General features: G+C 61.9%; 16 protein-coding genes and 1 tRNA gene. 12 read left to right on the forward strand and 5 right to left on the reverse strand.

All coding sequences use genetic code 11. The features are described 5' to 3' along the window. Positions 1-88: 88 nt before the first annotated feature. From trpB to ACOOEX_RS02605, 6 genes are all read left to right on the forward strand, one after another. The gene (gene trpB, locus ACOOEX_RS02580; RefSeq protein ID WP_420396995.1) at positions 89-1321 is read left to right on the forward strand and encodes a tryptophan synthase subunit beta; all 1233 of its coding nucleotides are present in this window, start codon (positions 89-91) and stop codon (positions 1319-1321) included. A gap of 298 nt (positions 1322-1619) precedes the next feature. Further along, positions 1620-1692 (forward strand) — tRNA-Tyr (locus tag ACOOEX_RS02585). A gap of 411 nt (positions 1693-2103) precedes the next feature. Beyond that, positions 2104-3237, forward strand: a complete 1134-nt coding sequence (locus ACOOEX_RS02590; RefSeq protein ID WP_420396996.1) for a slipin family protein — start codon at positions 2104-2106, stop codon at positions 3235-3237. Between the two features lie 214 nt (positions 3238-3451). Further along, positions 3452-4003, forward strand: coding sequence for a hypothetical protein (locus tag ACOOEX_RS02595; RefSeq protein WP_420396997.1), 552 nt, complete (start codon positions 3452-3454; stop codon positions 4001-4003). A gap of 135 nt (positions 4004-4138) precedes the next feature. Further along, positions 4139-4645, forward strand: coding sequence for a PepSY domain-containing protein (locus tag ACOOEX_RS02600; protein WP_420396998.1), 507 nt, complete (start codon positions 4139-4141; stop codon positions 4643-4645). Between the two features lie 29 nt (positions 4646-4674). Continuing rightward, positions 4675-5184: a helix-turn-helix transcriptional regulator gene (locus tag ACOOEX_RS02605; RefSeq protein ID WP_306047228.1), complete on the forward strand. Its 510-nt coding sequence runs from the start codon at positions 4675-4677 to the stop codon at positions 5182-5184. A 1-nt stretch (position 5185) separates the two neighbouring features. Here ACOOEX_RS02605 and ACOOEX_RS02610 read toward each other — a convergent pair whose 3' ends face one another. From ACOOEX_RS02610 to pth, 3 genes are all read right to left on the reverse strand, one after another. After that, entirely contained in the window at positions 5186-5560 is a 375-nt protein-coding gene (locus ACOOEX_RS02610) for a DUF2237 family protein (RefSeq protein WP_420396999.1), read from the reverse strand. After that, the gene (locus ACOOEX_RS02615; RefSeq protein WP_420397000.1) at positions 5557-6780 is read right to left on the reverse strand and encodes a serine hydrolase domain-containing protein; all 1224 of its coding nucleotides are present in this window, start codon (positions 6778-6780) and stop codon (positions 5557-5559) included. The genes ACOOEX_RS02610 and ACOOEX_RS02615 overlap by 4 nt, the downstream gene beginning before the upstream one ends. Before the next feature lie 81 nt (positions 6781-6861). After that, positions 6862-7548: an aminoacyl-tRNA hydrolase gene (pth, locus tag ACOOEX_RS02620; protein WP_420397001.1), complete on the reverse strand. Its 687-nt coding sequence runs from the start codon at positions 7546-7548 to the stop codon at positions 6862-6864. 74 nt (positions 7549-7622) lie between these two features. Here pth and ACOOEX_RS02625 point away from each other — a divergent pair, with 74 nt between their 5' ends. Beyond that, positions 7623-8303 carry an FkbM family methyltransferase gene (locus ACOOEX_RS02625; RefSeq protein WP_420397002.1) on the forward strand — a complete coding sequence of 227 codons (681 nt, stop codon included), beginning with the start codon at positions 7623-7625 and terminating at the stop codon, positions 8301-8303. Between the two features lie 74 nt (positions 8304-8377). Here the strand turns inward: ACOOEX_RS02625 and ACOOEX_RS02630 are convergent, their stop codons facing one another. Continuing rightward, positions 8378-9022 carry a 50S ribosomal protein L25/general stress protein Ctc gene (locus ACOOEX_RS02630; protein WP_420397003.1) on the reverse strand — a complete coding sequence of 215 codons (645 nt, stop codon included), beginning with the start codon at positions 9020-9022 and terminating at the stop codon, positions 8378-8380. A gap of 157 nt (positions 9023-9179) precedes the next feature. Between ACOOEX_RS02630 and ACOOEX_RS02635 the strand changes: the two genes are divergently transcribed. Next, complete coding sequence (locus tag ACOOEX_RS02635; RefSeq protein WP_420397004.1) at positions 9180-10316, forward strand: MFS transporter; 1137 nt, start codon at positions 9180-9182, stop codon at positions 10314-10316. On the opposite strand, the gene ACOOEX_RS02640 is transcribed toward ACOOEX_RS02635, so the two are convergent. Next, a complete protein-coding gene (locus ACOOEX_RS02640; RefSeq protein WP_420397005.1) occupies positions 10313-10825 on the reverse strand; it encodes an SH3 domain-containing protein in 513 nt (170 codons plus the stop codon). The two genes, ACOOEX_RS02635 and ACOOEX_RS02640, sit on opposite strands and share 4 nt — an antisense overlap. Positions 10826-10971: 146 nt before the next feature. Here ACOOEX_RS02640 and ACOOEX_RS02645 point away from each other — a divergent pair, with 146 nt between their 5' ends. The 4 genes from ACOOEX_RS02645 (at position 10972) to ACOOEX_RS02660 (ending at position 15760) form a co-directional block, all read left to right on the forward strand. Continuing rightward, positions 10972-11958 carry a 2-hydroxyacid dehydrogenase gene (locus ACOOEX_RS02645; protein WP_420397006.1) on the forward strand — a complete coding sequence of 329 codons (987 nt, stop codon included), beginning with the start codon at positions 10972-10974 and terminating at the stop codon, positions 11956-11958. A gap of 183 nt (positions 11959-12141) precedes the next feature. After that, positions 12142-12609: a hypothetical protein gene (locus tag ACOOEX_RS02650; RefSeq protein ID WP_420397007.1), complete on the forward strand. Its 468-nt coding sequence runs from the start codon at positions 12142-12144 to the stop codon at positions 12607-12609. A 126-nt stretch (positions 12610-12735) separates the two neighbouring features. After that, positions 12736-15243, forward strand: coding sequence for a GcvT family protein (locus ACOOEX_RS02655; RefSeq protein WP_420397008.1), 2508 nt, complete (start codon positions 12736-12738; stop codon positions 15241-15243). A 442-nt stretch (positions 15244-15685) separates the two neighbouring features. Further along, positions 15686-15760 (forward strand): hypothetical protein, encoded by a 75-nt coding sequence (locus tag ACOOEX_RS02660; protein WP_420398314.1) that lies wholly within the window; start codon positions 15686-15688, stop codon positions 15758-15760. Positions 15761-15950: the final 190 nt, after the last annotated feature.

Below are 15950 nucleotides of genomic sequence, written 5' to 3' on the forward strand. Positions count from 1 at the left end.
CTTTCGAAACGCCTTTGTGCCGCCCGCTCTTGTCCCCGGGTCTTTGCTCGAATAGGAACGGTCAGATACCTCAGCTAGGATGACCGCCATGGCCGAAGACCTGATCAACTCCTTCATGACGGGCCCCGACGAAGACGGCCGTTTCGGCGATTTCGGCGGGCGTTTCGTGTCGGAAACGCTGATGCCGCTGATCCTCGAACTGGAGAAGCAATACGAACACGCCAAGACCGATGACAGTTTCTGGGCCGAGATGAACGATCTCTGGACGCATTACGTCGGCCGACCCAGCCCGCTCTATTTCGCCAGCCGCCTGACCGAGCATCTGGGCGGCGCCAAGATCTACATGAAGCGCGATGAGCTCAACCACACCGGCGCGCACAAGATCAACAACGTGCTGGGTCAGATCATCCTGGCCCGCCGCATGGGCAAGACCCGGATCATCGCCGAAACCGGCGCCGGTCAGCATGGCGTTGCCACCGCCACCGTCTGCGCCAAGTTCGGGCTGAAATGCGTGGTCTACATGGGCGCGCATGATGTGGAGCGGCAGAAACCCAACGTCTTCCGCATGCGCCTGCTTGGGGCCGAAGTGGTGCCGGTGACCTCGGGTCGCGGCACGCTCAAGGATGCCATGAACGATGCCCTGCGCGATTGGGTGACCAATGTGCGCGACACGTTCTACTGCATCGGCACTGTGGCCGGTCCGCACCCGTACCCCGCCATGGTCCGCGATTTCCAGCAGATCATCGGCAAGGAAGCCAAGGCCCAGATGCAGGAGGCCGAGGGCCGTCTGCCCGATACGATCATCGCCGCGATCGGCGGCGGGTCGAACGCCATGGGCCTGTTCTTCCCCTTCCTTGACGACAAATCGGTCGAGATCATCGGCGTGGAGGCAGGCGGCAAAGGTGTGAACGCCGACATGGAACATTGCGCCTCGCTGACCGGCGGGCGTCCCGGCGTTCTGCACGGCAACCGCACCTATCTGCTGCAGGATGACGATGGCCAGATCCTTGAAGGCTATTCGATTTCGGCGGGTCTCGATTACCCTGGTATCGGCCCCGAACACAGCTGGCTGCATGAAATCGGCCGCGCCAAATATGTCTCGATCACCGACAAAGAAGCGCTCGCGGCCTTCCAGCTTTGCTGTGAGCAGGAGGGGATCATTCCGGCGCTGGAGCCGTCCCATGCACTGGCCCATGTGATCAAGATCGCGCCTGACCTGCCGAAGGACCACATCATCTGCATGAACATGTGCGGGCGTGGCGACAAGGATATCTTCACGGTGGCGAAACATTTGGGTTTCGAGATGGCCGAGGCGGATTGAAACATCGCGAAAGCCTGACCCCGGTCAGACCGACAGAACAGGGCGCCCCGCAGTGGGCGCCCTTTTCATTTGTTGCGCGGCCCCGCAATAATGTTGCGCATTCGTCACGGTGTATTTGTTACACCAAATAACATGTTGAGCGACTCGGGGGCGCTCCCTTATCACCCGCCCTCACCAGCCGACGGGCTGGCCCTAGCGGCAGGGGGTGATCACCCCTCCGGTGCGGGCGGCGCTGCCGATCCCCGTATGCCAGGGCCTGAAACCGGGGCAGGTGCCAACGTGACAAGCCAAACGTCACGCGAAAATAGCTCAGTTGGTAGAGCATCGGACTGTAACTCCGAGTGGCGCAGGTTCAATTCCTGCTTTTCGCTCCTCAAACGCCCGAAGTGGGCACTGGTTCGCTAAACCAGCCACGTGAGTGGTTCGCAACATAGGGGTCCGGGGTCGCTCTGCGAGGGGTGGCCTGATCCTCCGACGTGTTCGGAGGGGACGGATACCGCTCGTCCTGGCCCTGCGCCGGGAGGGATGAGATGCAGACCCGCCTGCTGTCGCCAGACCCTGCCAATCGAGCAGGCGTTCCGCGACACCGGCGATCTGCCGCTCCGCCCCTCTCCGCCCGGGGGGTATGGCAGGACCGGTCTCGGACCCACCCCATTCCCGCGACGGGCAATCCCGCCTCTCGCCCACACCTGTCACGGGTCAGACCCGTGCAACCCACCCAACCCAAGGAGATCGCGCTTTGCGACGACGACGATAGACACGACAATAGAAGGAGACCTGACATGTCTATTTTGAAAGCCCTCCGGAACCAGCGGCGATTGCTCGTTCCGGTCAACACCCGCACCCTCGTGCTTGCCAAGGGGAAGATCGACCAGATCCTCGGCCCCGGTGAGCACTGGATCGACATGCAGGACGTTCAGACCGAACGGTTTGATCTCTCCTCCCCCCGGTTCGTGTCCCCGCTCGCCGCGCCTTTGCGCCGGGATCGGGCCGACTTGGTCGAGGCCCATTTCACCGAGGTCCATACCGGCCCGGATGAGGTGGCCGTGATCACCCGAGAGGGGATCGTCACCGACCTTGTGGCTCCGGAACAGCACGCGCTCTTCTGGACCGACGCAGGGCCTTGGACCGTCGAGCGGTTCGACATGGCCGCAGAGGTGATGCTCGATCCGGCCCTTGCCCGCCGGCTTGAGCGGGCGCGGTTGGACGCGCAAATCAACGTGACCACGGTCGAGGAGGGGCGCGTGTCCCTTCTTTTCACCGAGGGTCGGCTTGTGAAAGTGCTCGATCCCGGGACCCACTGGTTCTGGATCTTCGGGCGCAAGCACACCGTGCGCCAGGTCGATATGCGCTGGCAGGCCAAGGAGGTCACGGGGCAAGAGATCCTCACCAAGGACCGCGTGTCTATCCGGGTGAACTTGACCGCCGTATTCCGCGTAACGGATGCGGTGATGGCCGTGACCGCCGTGCGCGACCATGACGAGGCGCTTCACCGGGCCGTGCAACTTGCGTTTCGCAAGACGCTCGGGGCGATGACACTTGATCGGCTCTTGGCCGAAAAGGGGATGGTCGATGCCGAGGCTGCCGAGAAGGTCCGCGCCGAGATGGCGGGGATCGGGATCGAGGTGGGTGAGATCGCGTTGAAAGACGTGATCTTGCCCGGCGAGATGCGCGACATCCTCAACGGGGTTGTCGCCGCCCAGAAAGAGGCCGAGGCCAACGTGATCCGCCGGCGCGAGGAAACCAACGCCACGCGGTCCTTGCTCAACACCGCGAAGGTCATGGCGGAGAACCCCGTCATGTTGCGATTGAAAGAGCTTGAGGCGTTGGAGTCCATCGCGGGCAAGGTCGAGCGGCTTACGGTCCACAACGGGACCGAAGGTCTCATGACCGACCTTGTGAAGCTTCGGGACTAGGCGCAAGCTTCAGAAAACACGGCCCGTCCGGTGAAAACCGGGCGGGTCAGCCTGTTTATACCTCAGGTTTAGGCCCCTGAACCGGCGGTTTATGGACCACGGGATAAACGGCGGTCAAATATGCATCAAGCATCCGCGGTGCTTTTGTCGGGTCATCGGATCGGTGGCAGCGGCCCCGGTTCGTCCTTGACACAAAATCAACAGGAGATGATCCATGACCCCGAAATCCATCCTTGCCGCTTCCGTGACGGCGGTTCTGCTGTCGACCACCACACTCTCTGCCCAAACCTCGAATGACGCCGTGAATGCGGCCATCGCCGAACTGCAGGACGCAGGCTACATGCGCATTGAGGTGCAGATCCGCAATGGCGGCTACAGGATCGAGGCCACCGGTGCCGACGGCTCGGTTGAGCGGACCTTCGACCGCGACGGCAACCTTATCCGCGAAGAGGTGGTCTCGGGAGGGATCGAAACCGAAACGACGTATGACACCAATGGCAATGTGATCGAAACCGAAACCGGCCCGGCCTATGACGACGACGATGATCACGATGACGACGACGATGATCGTGATGACGACGACGATGATCGTGATGGCCGTGGCGATGATGACGACGATGATGATGATGACAACAGCGGCCACGGAAACGGTGATGATGACGACGATGACGACGATGACGACGACCGCGATGACGACAACGATGACGATGATGATGACGACGATCACGGCGGCCATGGCAGCGATGACGTGAACGACGACCACTAAGGACCGATATCGGCTTTAGGTTCCCTTCAGGAGATCGGTGTGCTCTCCTGTTGCCGATAGACGGACCTCGCTCTGCCCCGCTATTCCCCCCCACGCACGCGGGGCAGAGCCATTTCAACCAAGGAGACGAAACAGATGAAACCCTCGCGCCTCTTGATGGCCACTGCACTCTGCCTGTCGGCAGGAACCGGAGCAGTCTGGGCGCAGGACATCGAGGCCCAGATCATCTCTCAGCTTCAGGCGCAGGGATATGCGCGCATCCATGTGACACGCACCTGGCTTGGGCGCGTCCGCATCGAGGCCGAAGGGCCGGGCCGCGAACGCGAGATCATCTTCAATCCGACAACCGGCGAGATTCTGCGCGATTACTGGGAAATCGAAGATGACCACTCAGGCGGTGGCGGGGTTTTGCCGTCATCCGTGTCGGAAAGCTCGGGTGACGACGATGACGACGACGATGATGATCGTGATGATGATCGCGACGATGATGATGATGACGACGACGAAGATAACAGTGGCTCGGGCGGCGGCGACGACGATGACGATGATGACAACAGCGGATCGGGCGATGACGACGATGACGACGACAACAGCGGCTCTGGAGGGGGCGGAGATGACGACGATGACGATGACGATGACTGATGGCTCGCAGCGCCAGGAGGGGCAGCTGCGTGACAAAGGGTAAGCTGCTTCTTGCGGCTGTTTTCATTGTGCAACTGGTCTGCTCGGTCTTTTTCGTGTCCGAGATTGTTTTGACCATATTCAATGTCCGCGCCCGTCCGATCAGCTGGCAAACCCGCGAGTTGATGGAAATCGGCGCGACCATCGGGCTGATCATCGGGCCAATCATCGGCGCGATCTTTCTGCGCAACTCCATGCGGCGCACGGCAATTGTCGAGCAGAAACTCAAGGCCGCATCAGGGGCCTTCATGGATGTGATGGCGGAACGGTTCGACGATTGGGGCCTGACCCCGGCGGAACGCGACGTGGCGCTTTTTGCGATAAAGGGCATGTCGATCCAGGAAATCGCCGCTTTGCGCCAGACATCCGAAGGCACGGTCAAGGCACAGACCAACGCGATCTATCGCAAGGCAGGCGTCAGCGGTCGGCCTCAGCTATTGAGCCTCTTTATCGAAGATCTTCTGGACGTGGACGACCGGGTGCGGATCGCAGCCGAATAGGTCAGGTCGCCGCCATTTCCTTCAGAACATCCAGGGGCACGATGTCCAGCGCGCGGGCATGGGTAGCCTCCAGCCGAACCTTTGGCGCGCAGCCTTCATCATGGGCCTGTAAAAAGCGGCTGGCGCAGAGGCACCAGTGATCGCCCGGATTCAGCCCCGCAAATCCGAACTCGGGCCGGGGCGTGGACAGATCGTTGCCCACATATTTGGAATAGGCGAGGAACTCCGCCGTCATCTCGGCGCAGACCGTGTGGCTGCCATGATCGTCGGAACAGGTGTTGCAATGACCATCGCGGAAGAATCCCGTCAGGGGGGCGGTGGAACACGGTTGCAACACGCCGCCCAACACGTTTACCGGGGCATCCATGGGGGTCATTGGCTGTCCTCCTGTTCAGCTTCAGCCTCGGGTTCAGGGCCTGGCGCTGGCGGAGCGAGGCTTTCAGAAATCAGCCGGAAGATACGGACGTTCTCTTCGTTCACGCCGGAATCGCGGAATTGCCGGTCCGCGCCGGTTGTGGCGATGACCACACCATTGACCTGATCGACATAGACATATTGCCCATAGATCCCCCGCGCCATGAACTGGCCGGGCTCGGACCCGACGGGAATCCACCACTGGTAGCCATAGCCAATTTCGCCCGGCGCGGTATTTGCCGAAGCCGTGGTCGAGGCCGCAACCCAATCAGCGGACAGGATCTGCTGGCCGCCATAATCGCCATTGTTCAGAAACAGCAGCCCCAATCGCGCATAGTCGCGGGTGGTCATGTTCATGCCGCCAAGCACGAAAGCGACACCCTCGCCATCGGTCAGGTAATAGGGCGTACTGTCCATCCCGAGCGGCGCGATGATCCGTTCTGACAGAAGCGAGGGGATATCCCGTCCCGTCGCGCCCCGGATCACCATGCCGATCACATGGGTGTCGATCGAGACATATTGCCATTCTTCGCCCGCCGGGCGGTCGGTTTCCGTCAGCGCCGCGGCGAAGCCATCCAGCGTACCGCCAAGGGCGATCTCGCGGCCCATGCGGTTGATGTCGGAATTGTAGTCCAGGTAGTCCTCGTCGAAGGTCACGCCGGACGACATTTGCAGCACGTCGAGGATCGTCGCACCGTCATAGGCAGAGCCTGCCAGCATCGGCGCATACTCCGTTACTTGCGCGCCCAGTTCCGGAATCGTGCCGTCATCAACCAGCGTGCCCATCAGCGCCGAGAGGAAGCTTTTGGCGACCGACCAGGAAATCCGCTGATCCGTGGGCGCGGTGCCAAGGTGATAGCTTTCGTGGCGGATCTGGCCGTCCTGCAGTACCAGCAGCGAGGTGACCGCGCGCTCCTCGATCCAATCTGCCACCTCGGCTGGTAGGTCTGCGGGCTCGCCTTCCGGCATCGGGCTGGCGGGACCGGATCCGCGCGGGACCTCTACGGTCAGAAACGCCGCGTCCATGTTGCTGAAGTTCTCAACGATGCGGTCAGCATCAAACAGCGAATTCACCGCCCAAAGCCGCTGGATCTCCTCGCGCATGTACCAGCCTGCTGCCGCTGTTACGACCACGAAGATCAGAAGGATGCGAACCAGAACTCTGATGATACGACGACGCATGAAAGGCCCCCTTTTGGCTGTGGATCAGCAGAACATGGCAGCGCGACGCGCGGCAATCCTTACCCAACGTCAGCCGAAGGGCTAGCGGAACCGGTCCACCAGTTTTTGCAGGGCGGATCGGTCGTCGTCGGGCTCTGCCGGGGGCTCGGGTTCTGCTGGCTTGGTGGCCTGCTTGGGCTTGTCGCTGCCTGAGGAGCGGGGCGGCGCAGTTCGCAGGGCAACCGCGTTCATGAACCGGCCTGTGTCGTCCTTGGCAAGCTCCGGTGCGCCATCCGAAATGCCGCGCAGAAGGTCATCTAGCCAGTCCTGATCGGCCTTGGCGAAATCCGACAAAACATAGGGCGCAACCCGGTCCTTGTGGCCGGGATGGCCGATGCCAAGCCGAACCCGGTCGTAATGCGGGCCGATATGCTGATGGATCGAGCGCAGCCCGTTATGGCCCGCATGCCCGCCGCCCGCCTTGACGCGGCATTTGCCCGGCGCAAGATCCAGTTCGTCATGGAAAACGGTGATGTCCGTTGGCTCCAGCTTGTAGAAGCGCATCGCCTCGCCCACGGATTGGCCCGACAGGTTCATGAAGGTCTCGGGCTTCAGCAGCAACACTTTTTCTGACCCGAATTTGCCTTCGCTCAGGCTGGCCTGGAACTTGCTGCGCCATGGGGAAAACCCGTGATCCTCGGCCAACCGGTCCAGCGCCATGAAGCCGATATTGTGCCGGTTGCCCGCGTATTTCGCACCGGGGTTTCCAAGGCCGACCCAGAGTTTCATGGCATCCTCGCATTCAAATCGCTTGCTCAGTCCTATAGGCATGACGGGGCGAGGGATCAACGAATTGGGGACAGATGCCGGTATTCACCCTTCACGACGTTACGCTTGACCTGCCCGAGGTGCTGATCACCAAGGCGCTTGCGGCGCGGCTGGCCGATGGCAGCTATGAGGCAGATGAAATCGCCGCCGCGAAGTGTCGGGTCGGGCCGGGCATGCGGGTGCTGGATCTTGGCGCGGGTCTTGGGGTGATCAGCGTGCTGGCGGCGCGGGTTGCGGGGGCTGAAAACGTGCTGAGTGTCGAGGCAAACCCGGCCTTGCTGCCGGTGCTGCGCGATACGTTTGACCGCAACGGGCAAGGGGGCATCCGGCTGATGCACGGTGCCGTGAAGCAGGGCGAGGGCGGCGGCAACGTCGCGTTCCAGGTCCCGCGCGCCATCCTGGGGGCCAGCCTTGCGCGATCCGGGGCACCAGAAGATGAGATTGTCGAGGTTCCGAGCCTTGGCCTGGAAAGCTTGCTGTATGACCATCGGCCAGAACTGGTGATGATGGATATCGAAGGCGCGGAAGAGAGACTGTTCGACCAGCCTTGGAACCCCGAGATGCGCTTTATGGTACTGGAACTGCACCCACCCCGATATTCCGACAGGGTGATCAAACGGATCGTGGATTGCATGTCGGATTCAGGCCTGACCTATGACCCGGCCACCTCACGCGGGCGTGTCCTGGGGTTTCGGCGGGTCAGGCGCAAAGGCTAGACCAAAAGAAAACGCGGCCCATCCCGGTGGGGACAGGCCGCGCCATTTCAGGTCCGATCAGTGGACCGCGAGGATTATTCCTCTGCGGCTGCCTCTTCGGCTTCACCCTCTTCACCTTCGGCTTCGTCATCATCGCCGCCACGCGCCAGACCCGAGGGGGCGGCGATGTTGGCGATCACGAAGTCGCGGTCGATGGTCGGGCGTGCGCCCTCTGGCAGGGTCACGTCGGAAATGGTCACGACGTCGCCGATGTTGAGGGTCGACAGGTCAACGGTGATCTTTTCCGGGATGTCGCCTGCGGTCACGCGAAGTTCGACTTCCGGGCGCACCACGGTGACAACGCCACCCTTCTTGATGCCGGGGGCCACCTCTTCGCCGACGAACTCAACCGGAATGAACAGGTTGACGCGGCTGGTGCGGCGCAGGCGCATCAGGTCGACATGGGTCGGCAGGTCCTTCACGACGTCACGCTGAACGCCGCGGCAGATCACGCGCACATCTTCGTGGCCTTCAACCTTGAGGTTGAAGAGCTGCGCCAGAAAGCGGCCTGCTTTCAGGTGCTTGAGCAACACGTTGAAGGGGATCTGAATCGAGACGGGGTCCGAACCACCGCCATAGACAACTCCGGGCACCATACCGTTGCGGCGTGCTTGACGAGCGGCCCCCTTGCCTGTCCCCGTCCGTGCCTCGGCGACGAGATCTTTAATCTCTGCAGCCATAGCTATTCTCCATATGATAAAGGGCGGCCTCCAAGGGTGTCCGCCCGGTTGAGGCCGTGCCTATAGACGAGCCTTGCGGGTTTGGAAAGGGGCATTGCGCGATGAATCCGCGCTTTGGAGCTTGCTTTGAAGCAATGCCCGTGACAATCGCCCGGTCATGCTGATCCTGCGCGCGATTTCCCTGTCCCGTCATGACCTGCCGGCCTTTGCGGCGCAAGGCATCTATTGGGGTGCTTTCGCCGCCTATGTGCCGCAGATCAAGGCCCATATCGGGGCAAGCGACGGCGCCTTCGGCCTTGCGATGCTGGTCACCGCGGCGGGTGCGGTGACGGCGATGCTGTCTGCGCCCATCTTCGCGGCGCGGTTCGGGCGCTATGCCGTGTCGCTTGCGTCCGTTCTGCTGGCGCTGGCGTTTCAGGCGCCGATGTGGGTTGCGTCGGTGCCGGTTTTCGCGGCGCTGATGTTCTTTGCCGGGGCCGGGTCGGGATTGCAGGACGTGGTGATGAACACCCGCCTGTCGCGCACGGAATCGCGCCTCGGGGCATCCTTGATGAACCTCAATCACGCGATGTTTTCCTTTGCTTACGCAGCCTCTGCCATATCCGCGGGTCTGGCACGAGAGGCGGGGCTGCCGCCCGCGCCGGTCTTCGCCACGCTTGGGCTGCTGACGCTGATTGCCTCGGCGTTCATGATGTCGGGGGATGGCGCGGAAACCCATGGCACGGCCAAGGCCGCACGTGGCCGCTTTGGCGGCGTGGTGCTGTGGGGCGGGCTGATCGTGCTGGTGGCGTTCCTTGCGGAAAACGCGACCGAGGGCTGGTCGGCCCTGCATGTGGAACGCACCCTGGGTGGCGGTGCGGCCGAGGGCGCGCTTGGTCCCGCGATGCTTGGCCTGACCATGGGAATCGGACGTTTCACCGGTCAGTTGGTGGTGGGCCGCCTGTCGGAAACCCGCGTGGTGTTCTGGAGCGCGCTGGTCACCGCCTGTGGAGCCTTGCTGGCGGCCATCGCCCCGGTGCCTCTGGTGGCCTATGCCGGGTTTGCCATTCTGGGGCTTGGAGTGTCCACCATCGCACCGATGCTGCTGGCGCTGGCGGGCCGACTGGCCAGCGATGACGCGCGGGCCTATGTGATCAGCCGGGTCACGACCATCGGCTATTTCGGTTTCTTCATCGGTCCACCGATCATGGGCTTCATCGCGCAAGGTTTCGGCCTGCGGATGTCCTTCGGCTTCGTGGCGCTGCTCTTGCTGCTGATCCCCGGCTTTCTGGTGCTGATGCGCCGGGCGGGTTAGTCGAAGACCTCTCCGGGGTCGACGCCCCAAAGTGTGTCCATCGGCACCCAACCGCGATGGCCGCCCACGTTCAGGCGACACCAGCTGCCGTTGCATTCATCGAGGAAGGCAATCACCCCAAGCTCAGCCTGAGCGGTAACGGGAGAGGCCGGGTCGGGCCTCTGGTGCAGTTCCAGCATGTCGACCTCGACAATCGCGGTGCGTATTCCCGACAGCAGCGAATAATGCATCCAGCCGCCCGCCCCGTCGCGGTCGATGACCCGGCGCCAGTGTTCATGTTCGGCCACCACCTGCATCGGCATGTTGCGGCGCTGAAACACCCAGTCGATGCGGTGGCTGCGCGAGGGTCCGCGCCGTGCGAAAGCCTCTGACGCCTGGATCGAGACATAGCGAGGAATGGGGAACCCCGTCACGGGACCGCGCGCCTCGGCCTCCTGCGCGGTGGCGGCCGTGGCCATCAGACCCAGAATCATCGCGAGGATCACGCCCGATATCTTGCGCTTCGTCATCTGCACTGCCTGCCCGCACCTGTGCCGCTGTTTCGCGGTCTTGATCGGTGTTTTTGTCGCTGTTGGGGTGCTGTGTCTTGCACCCCTGCCTAGGATGAGAGAGTGTCACGGCAAGGGCTGAAATGCCAGAAAAAGGGAAAGACGGGATGCCAGGTCAGAAGCTGAGTGTTGTCGTAACGCGACGGTTGCCCGAGGCGGTCGAGACGCGGATGTCGGAACTGTTCGATGTGGAACTGCGCGAGGATGATCGCCCGATGACCCGGCAGGAACTTGTCTCGGCCATGGGCCGGGCCGATGTGCTGGTGCCTTGCGTGACCGACCAGATCGACGCCGGATTGCTGGGGCAGGCGGGTGATAAGCTCAAGCTCATCGCCAATTATGGCGCGGGCGTCGATCATATCGACGTGCACACCGCCCGCCAGCGGGGCATTCTCGTGTCCAACACGCCCGGTGTGGTGACAGAGGACACCGCCGATATGACCATGGCGCTGATCCTTGCCGTCACGCGCCGCATCCCCGAGGGTCTGGCGGTAATGCAGGCTGGCAAATGGCAGGGCTGGTCGCCCACGGCCTTCATGGGTGGGCGCATCGGCGGCAAGCGGCTCGGCATTCTGGGCATGGGCCGGATCGGCCAGGCCGTGGCCCGGCGCGCGGCGGTGTTCGGGATGCAGGTGCACTATCACAATCGCCGTCGTCTGCATGAGCACATCGAGGCGGATCTGGAGGCGACCTATTGGGAAAGCCTCGACCAGATGATCGCGCGGGTCGATATCCTGTCGATCAACTGCCCGCACACGCCCTCGACCTTTCACCTGATGAACGCGCGGCGGCTGAAGCTGATGAAACCCACGGCGGTGATCGTGAACACCTCCCGCGGGGAAGTCATCGACGAAAACGCCCTGACGCGAATGCTGCGGTCCGGCGATATCGCCGGGGCGGGTCTCGACGTGTTCGAACATGGCAAGGACGTGAACCCGCGCCTGCGCGAGCTGGAAAACGTGGTGCTGCTGCCGCATATGGGCTCGGCCACGCTGGAAGGGCGCGAGGAGATGGGCGAAAAGGTCATCATCAATATCAAGACCTTTGACGATGGCCACCGGCCGCCCGATCTGGTCGTGCCGAGCATGCTGTGACCACGCGCAATCAGAAGAAAATTCCAGAATTTTCTTCCTGCCGCAAAATTCTTCCAGAAGAATTTTGGACCGGTTTGAAAATCCTTCGGGAAGGATTTCCCGGCGCGCGTTGCGGTCATGGCTAGGTTTGTCGTCCTACCGGTCCTGATTGCCTTCGCCTGCCTTCTGGCGGGTCTCTACGGAGTGGTTCACAACCAGATCAGCTATACGGTCGGTCCCGACTATTTCCATGCTTTCAAGTTCCCCCAGTTCAACATCGCCGAGGCACTGCCATTCCGGGTTGGCGCAGCCATCGTCGGCTGGCGGGCAAGCTGGTGGATGGGGATAGTGATTGGCGTGCCCATCGCCGCCATTTCCCTGGCCATGCCAACAACGCGGCAGATGGTCCGCACCTTTCTGCGGGCGTCCCTGCTGATCGTTGGGATCACGTTTGCGCTCGGTGTGGCCAGCCTGTTTGTGCCGGTCGACCCCGCACAGTTTCACCATTTCCGCGTCCCGCCCGGCGTCACGGATGTGCCTGGATTCATTCGAGCTGGGTTGATGCACAACACCAGCTATTGTGCAGGCATGATCGGCCTTGGCGCCGGGCTTATTTATATGATCGTTGCGGTCATCCGGGCACGGCGATCGGTCGGTAACACAGCCAGATAGGCACGGCATGTCGCGAAAAACCCGGGCGCGTGTCGGATTCTCGCGTTATCTGGTCGGCTGGCCTTCGCACCGACCTGCGCAATTCGGCACATTACCGGCAGAAAATCTGGCCCGGAGTCGCGCCCAATGAAAACCCAAGTCAAAGCCCTTGTCGTCGGTGGCGGTGCCGTCGGCACCTCGATCGCCTATCACCTTGCCAAAGCTGGCTGGGACGATGTCATGCTGCTGGAACGTGATGAGCTGACCTCCGGCTCTACCTGGCACGCTGCCGGTCTGCTGCCGCTCTTCAATATGAGCTACGCGACGACCCATATCCACCAGTACTCGGTTGATTTCTACAAGACGCTGGAAGAGGAAACCGGTCTGAATGCGGGCTTTGCCGTCGTTGGCAACCTGCGCATGGCGCAGACGCAGGAGCGCATGGATGAATACATGCTCTACGCGTCGACCGCCGAGACCTGCGGTGTAAAATACGAATGGCTGACGCCGGACCAGATCAAGGAACGCTGGCCGCTGATTGAGACGTCCGACCTCAAGGGCGCGATCTATCATACCGAGGACGGCTATATTAACCCCGCCGACGTGACCCAGGCGATGGCCAAGGGGGCCCGACAGCGCGGGGTGGAGATCGTGCGCAAGATGCAGGCCGATGCCTTCCACTGGAATGGCACCCATTGGGAAGTGACCTGCACCAAGATGGTGGAAAAGGGCGGCAACCTCGTGCCCTCCGACGAACAGGTCGTGATCACCGCCGAGCATGTGGTGACTGCCTCGGGCAACCACGCACAGCGCACCGCCAAGATGCTGGGCATCAAGATGCCCGCGATCCCGGTGGAGCACACGTTCATCGTCATGGACAAGGACCCCGAGCTGGTCAAATGGCGTGAGGCCGGCAACCCCGAGCACCCGGTCGTGCGCGATGCCGATAATGAATCCTACGCCCGCGAAGAACGCGGCGGCTGGATTCTGGGCATCTACGAACACGGCGCGCCCGCGCGCTTTGAATATGGTGTGCCGGACAGCTTCCGCGCCGACCTCTTCCCGCTCGATCTGGACCGGATCGCCGACCAGTACATGGCGATGGCAGAGCGGGTTCCTTCCTGCGCCGAATCCGGCCTGAAGGACGATTTCAACGGCCCGATCTGCTACACGCCCGATGGCAACCCGCTGGTCGGCCCTGCACCGGGCCTGCGCAACATGTGGCTGGCCGAGGGCTTTTCCTTCGGGATCACGGCGGCTGGCGGCACCGGCTACTACCTCGCCCAGATGATGGTCGACGGTGAGGCCGAGATCGACATGGCCAGCCTCGACCCCAAGCGCTACAGCCAGAACTGGATGACCACCGAGTTCGCCGCGCGCAAGAACGAGGAATGCTACGAACACGTTTACATCCTGCATCATCCGGACGAAGAGCGTGAAGCCTGCCGCCCGCTGCGCACCGCGCCCGCCTATGACCGGCAGAAAGCGCGCGGCGCGCAGTTCGGGTTTGTGAATGGCTGGGAACGCCCCAACTATTACGGGCCGCTCGACGCGCCTGAGACCTTCGACCATGACGCCCGCAGCTTCCGCCGTGGCGGCTGGTGGCAATATGCCGTGGAGGAGGCCAAGGCGATCCGTGAAGGCGTGGGCCTGATCGACGCGACCGCCTTTACCAAGCACGTGGTCAAGGGCCCCGGTGCAACCGCGTTCCTCGACTGGTTCACCTGCAACAAGCTGCCGAAGGTGGGCCGGATCAACCTGACCTACGCGCTGACAAGTGCGGGCACCACGCGCACCGAATACACCATCGTGCGCAATGGCGAGAACAATTACTACCTCGTCTCCGCGGGGGCCTGGACCGAGTATGACGCCGACTTCCTTCGCAAGGCGGCCGAGGACAAGATGGAGGAGTTCGGCTATATCGAGATCCAGGACGTGACCACCCAGTGGGGCGTTTTCGCCATCGCCGGGCCGAAGTCGCGCGACGTTCTGAAAGAGGTGATCAAGGACGCCGATCCCGAAACCGCCCTGTCCAACAAGCGCTTCCCCTGGCTCTCGGCCCGCCAGATCGAACTGGGCATGTGCCCGGTCAATGCGATCCGCGTGGCCTATACCGGTGAGCTGGGATGGGAACTGCATCACCCGATCGAGATGCAGAACTATCTGTTTGATCTTCTTGAAAAAGCTGGCGAAAAGCATGGGATGAAGCTGGTTGGCGCGCGCGCGCAGAACTGGCTGCGGCAGGAGAAATCCTACCGTGCCTTTGGCAACGAACTGGGCCGCGACGCGACGCCACTGGAAGCCGACCTGCCGCGTTTTGTGGACCTGTCCAAAGAGTTCAACGGCAAGGCGGAGATGGAGGCCAAGGGCATCCGGTCCAAGTGCTGCACCGTCCTGATCGACGGGCCGGAGGATGCCGATCCCTGGGGACGCGAAGTGCTATACACGCCGGAAGGCGAGCGGGTTGGCCGCCTGACTTCGGGCGGTTATTCGGTGGCCTTCGGCAAGTCCATCGGCATGGGTTACGTCACCCCCGATCTGGCCGTGGAAGGCACGAAGCTGAAGGTCAAGATGCTCGATCAGTTGTGGGATGCGGTCGTGACCTGCGACAGCCCCTATGACCCGAAAAACGAGACCATCCGCAAGGACGGCTGAGACGCGTTAACCGGGGGTGCCACCCGTGCACCGGGCGTACACCCCCTGTACACCCCCCGTGCAGACGCGGCTTTGCAACGCGGCCAAGGGTTAAGGCGCGGGGCGATCGGTAAGAGATTGGAAAGACCCGCACGACCGGCGGGTCTTTCTTTGTTGTGTCCCGACACGCGGCGATGTGCCGTGGGGGTACGAGTTCGAGCCAGCCGCAGCATGATCTCCTGGCCTCATGTATCAAATGCATCAACAATCTAGCTGACATTTCGGTCCATTTGAATCACCCTGCCCCCATGCAGAACAAGACCATAGATAACGCGCTTTTGGCGCTGAGAAAGCAGGGTGGTCAGCAAGGCAAGCAAGCAGACGTGCTGCTGGACATGCGCGGTGTTGCTGCCCTGGCCCACTATCAGGTTGCGCCGGAGCGACGAGCATTCACAACAAGCTATTGCGAGGCAAGTTCAGCGCGGCTTTCCTACTTCAGTCTTTAGTGGCGATTGGGTCTTTTGATCTTCGAATATAATTGGTCGTCCAGACTGCTCGATAAGCTTGTACAACTGAAAAGCAGCGCGGCCAGCCTCAGTATCGCTGCCGATAGAAAAATCACCAAAAGAGCAGTCAATGAAGTCGTAAGCGCCCGTGCCATTGTACAAAAGCTTTACGCCGTTAAACTGACAGTTTTGAAAAGACTTTCCATCAATTATAAGCTTATC

It is taken from the genome of Nioella sp. (assembly GCF_965215655.1).
Taxonomy (GTDB): Bacteria; Pseudomonadota; Alphaproteobacteria; order Rhodobacterales; family Rhodobacteraceae; genus Nioella.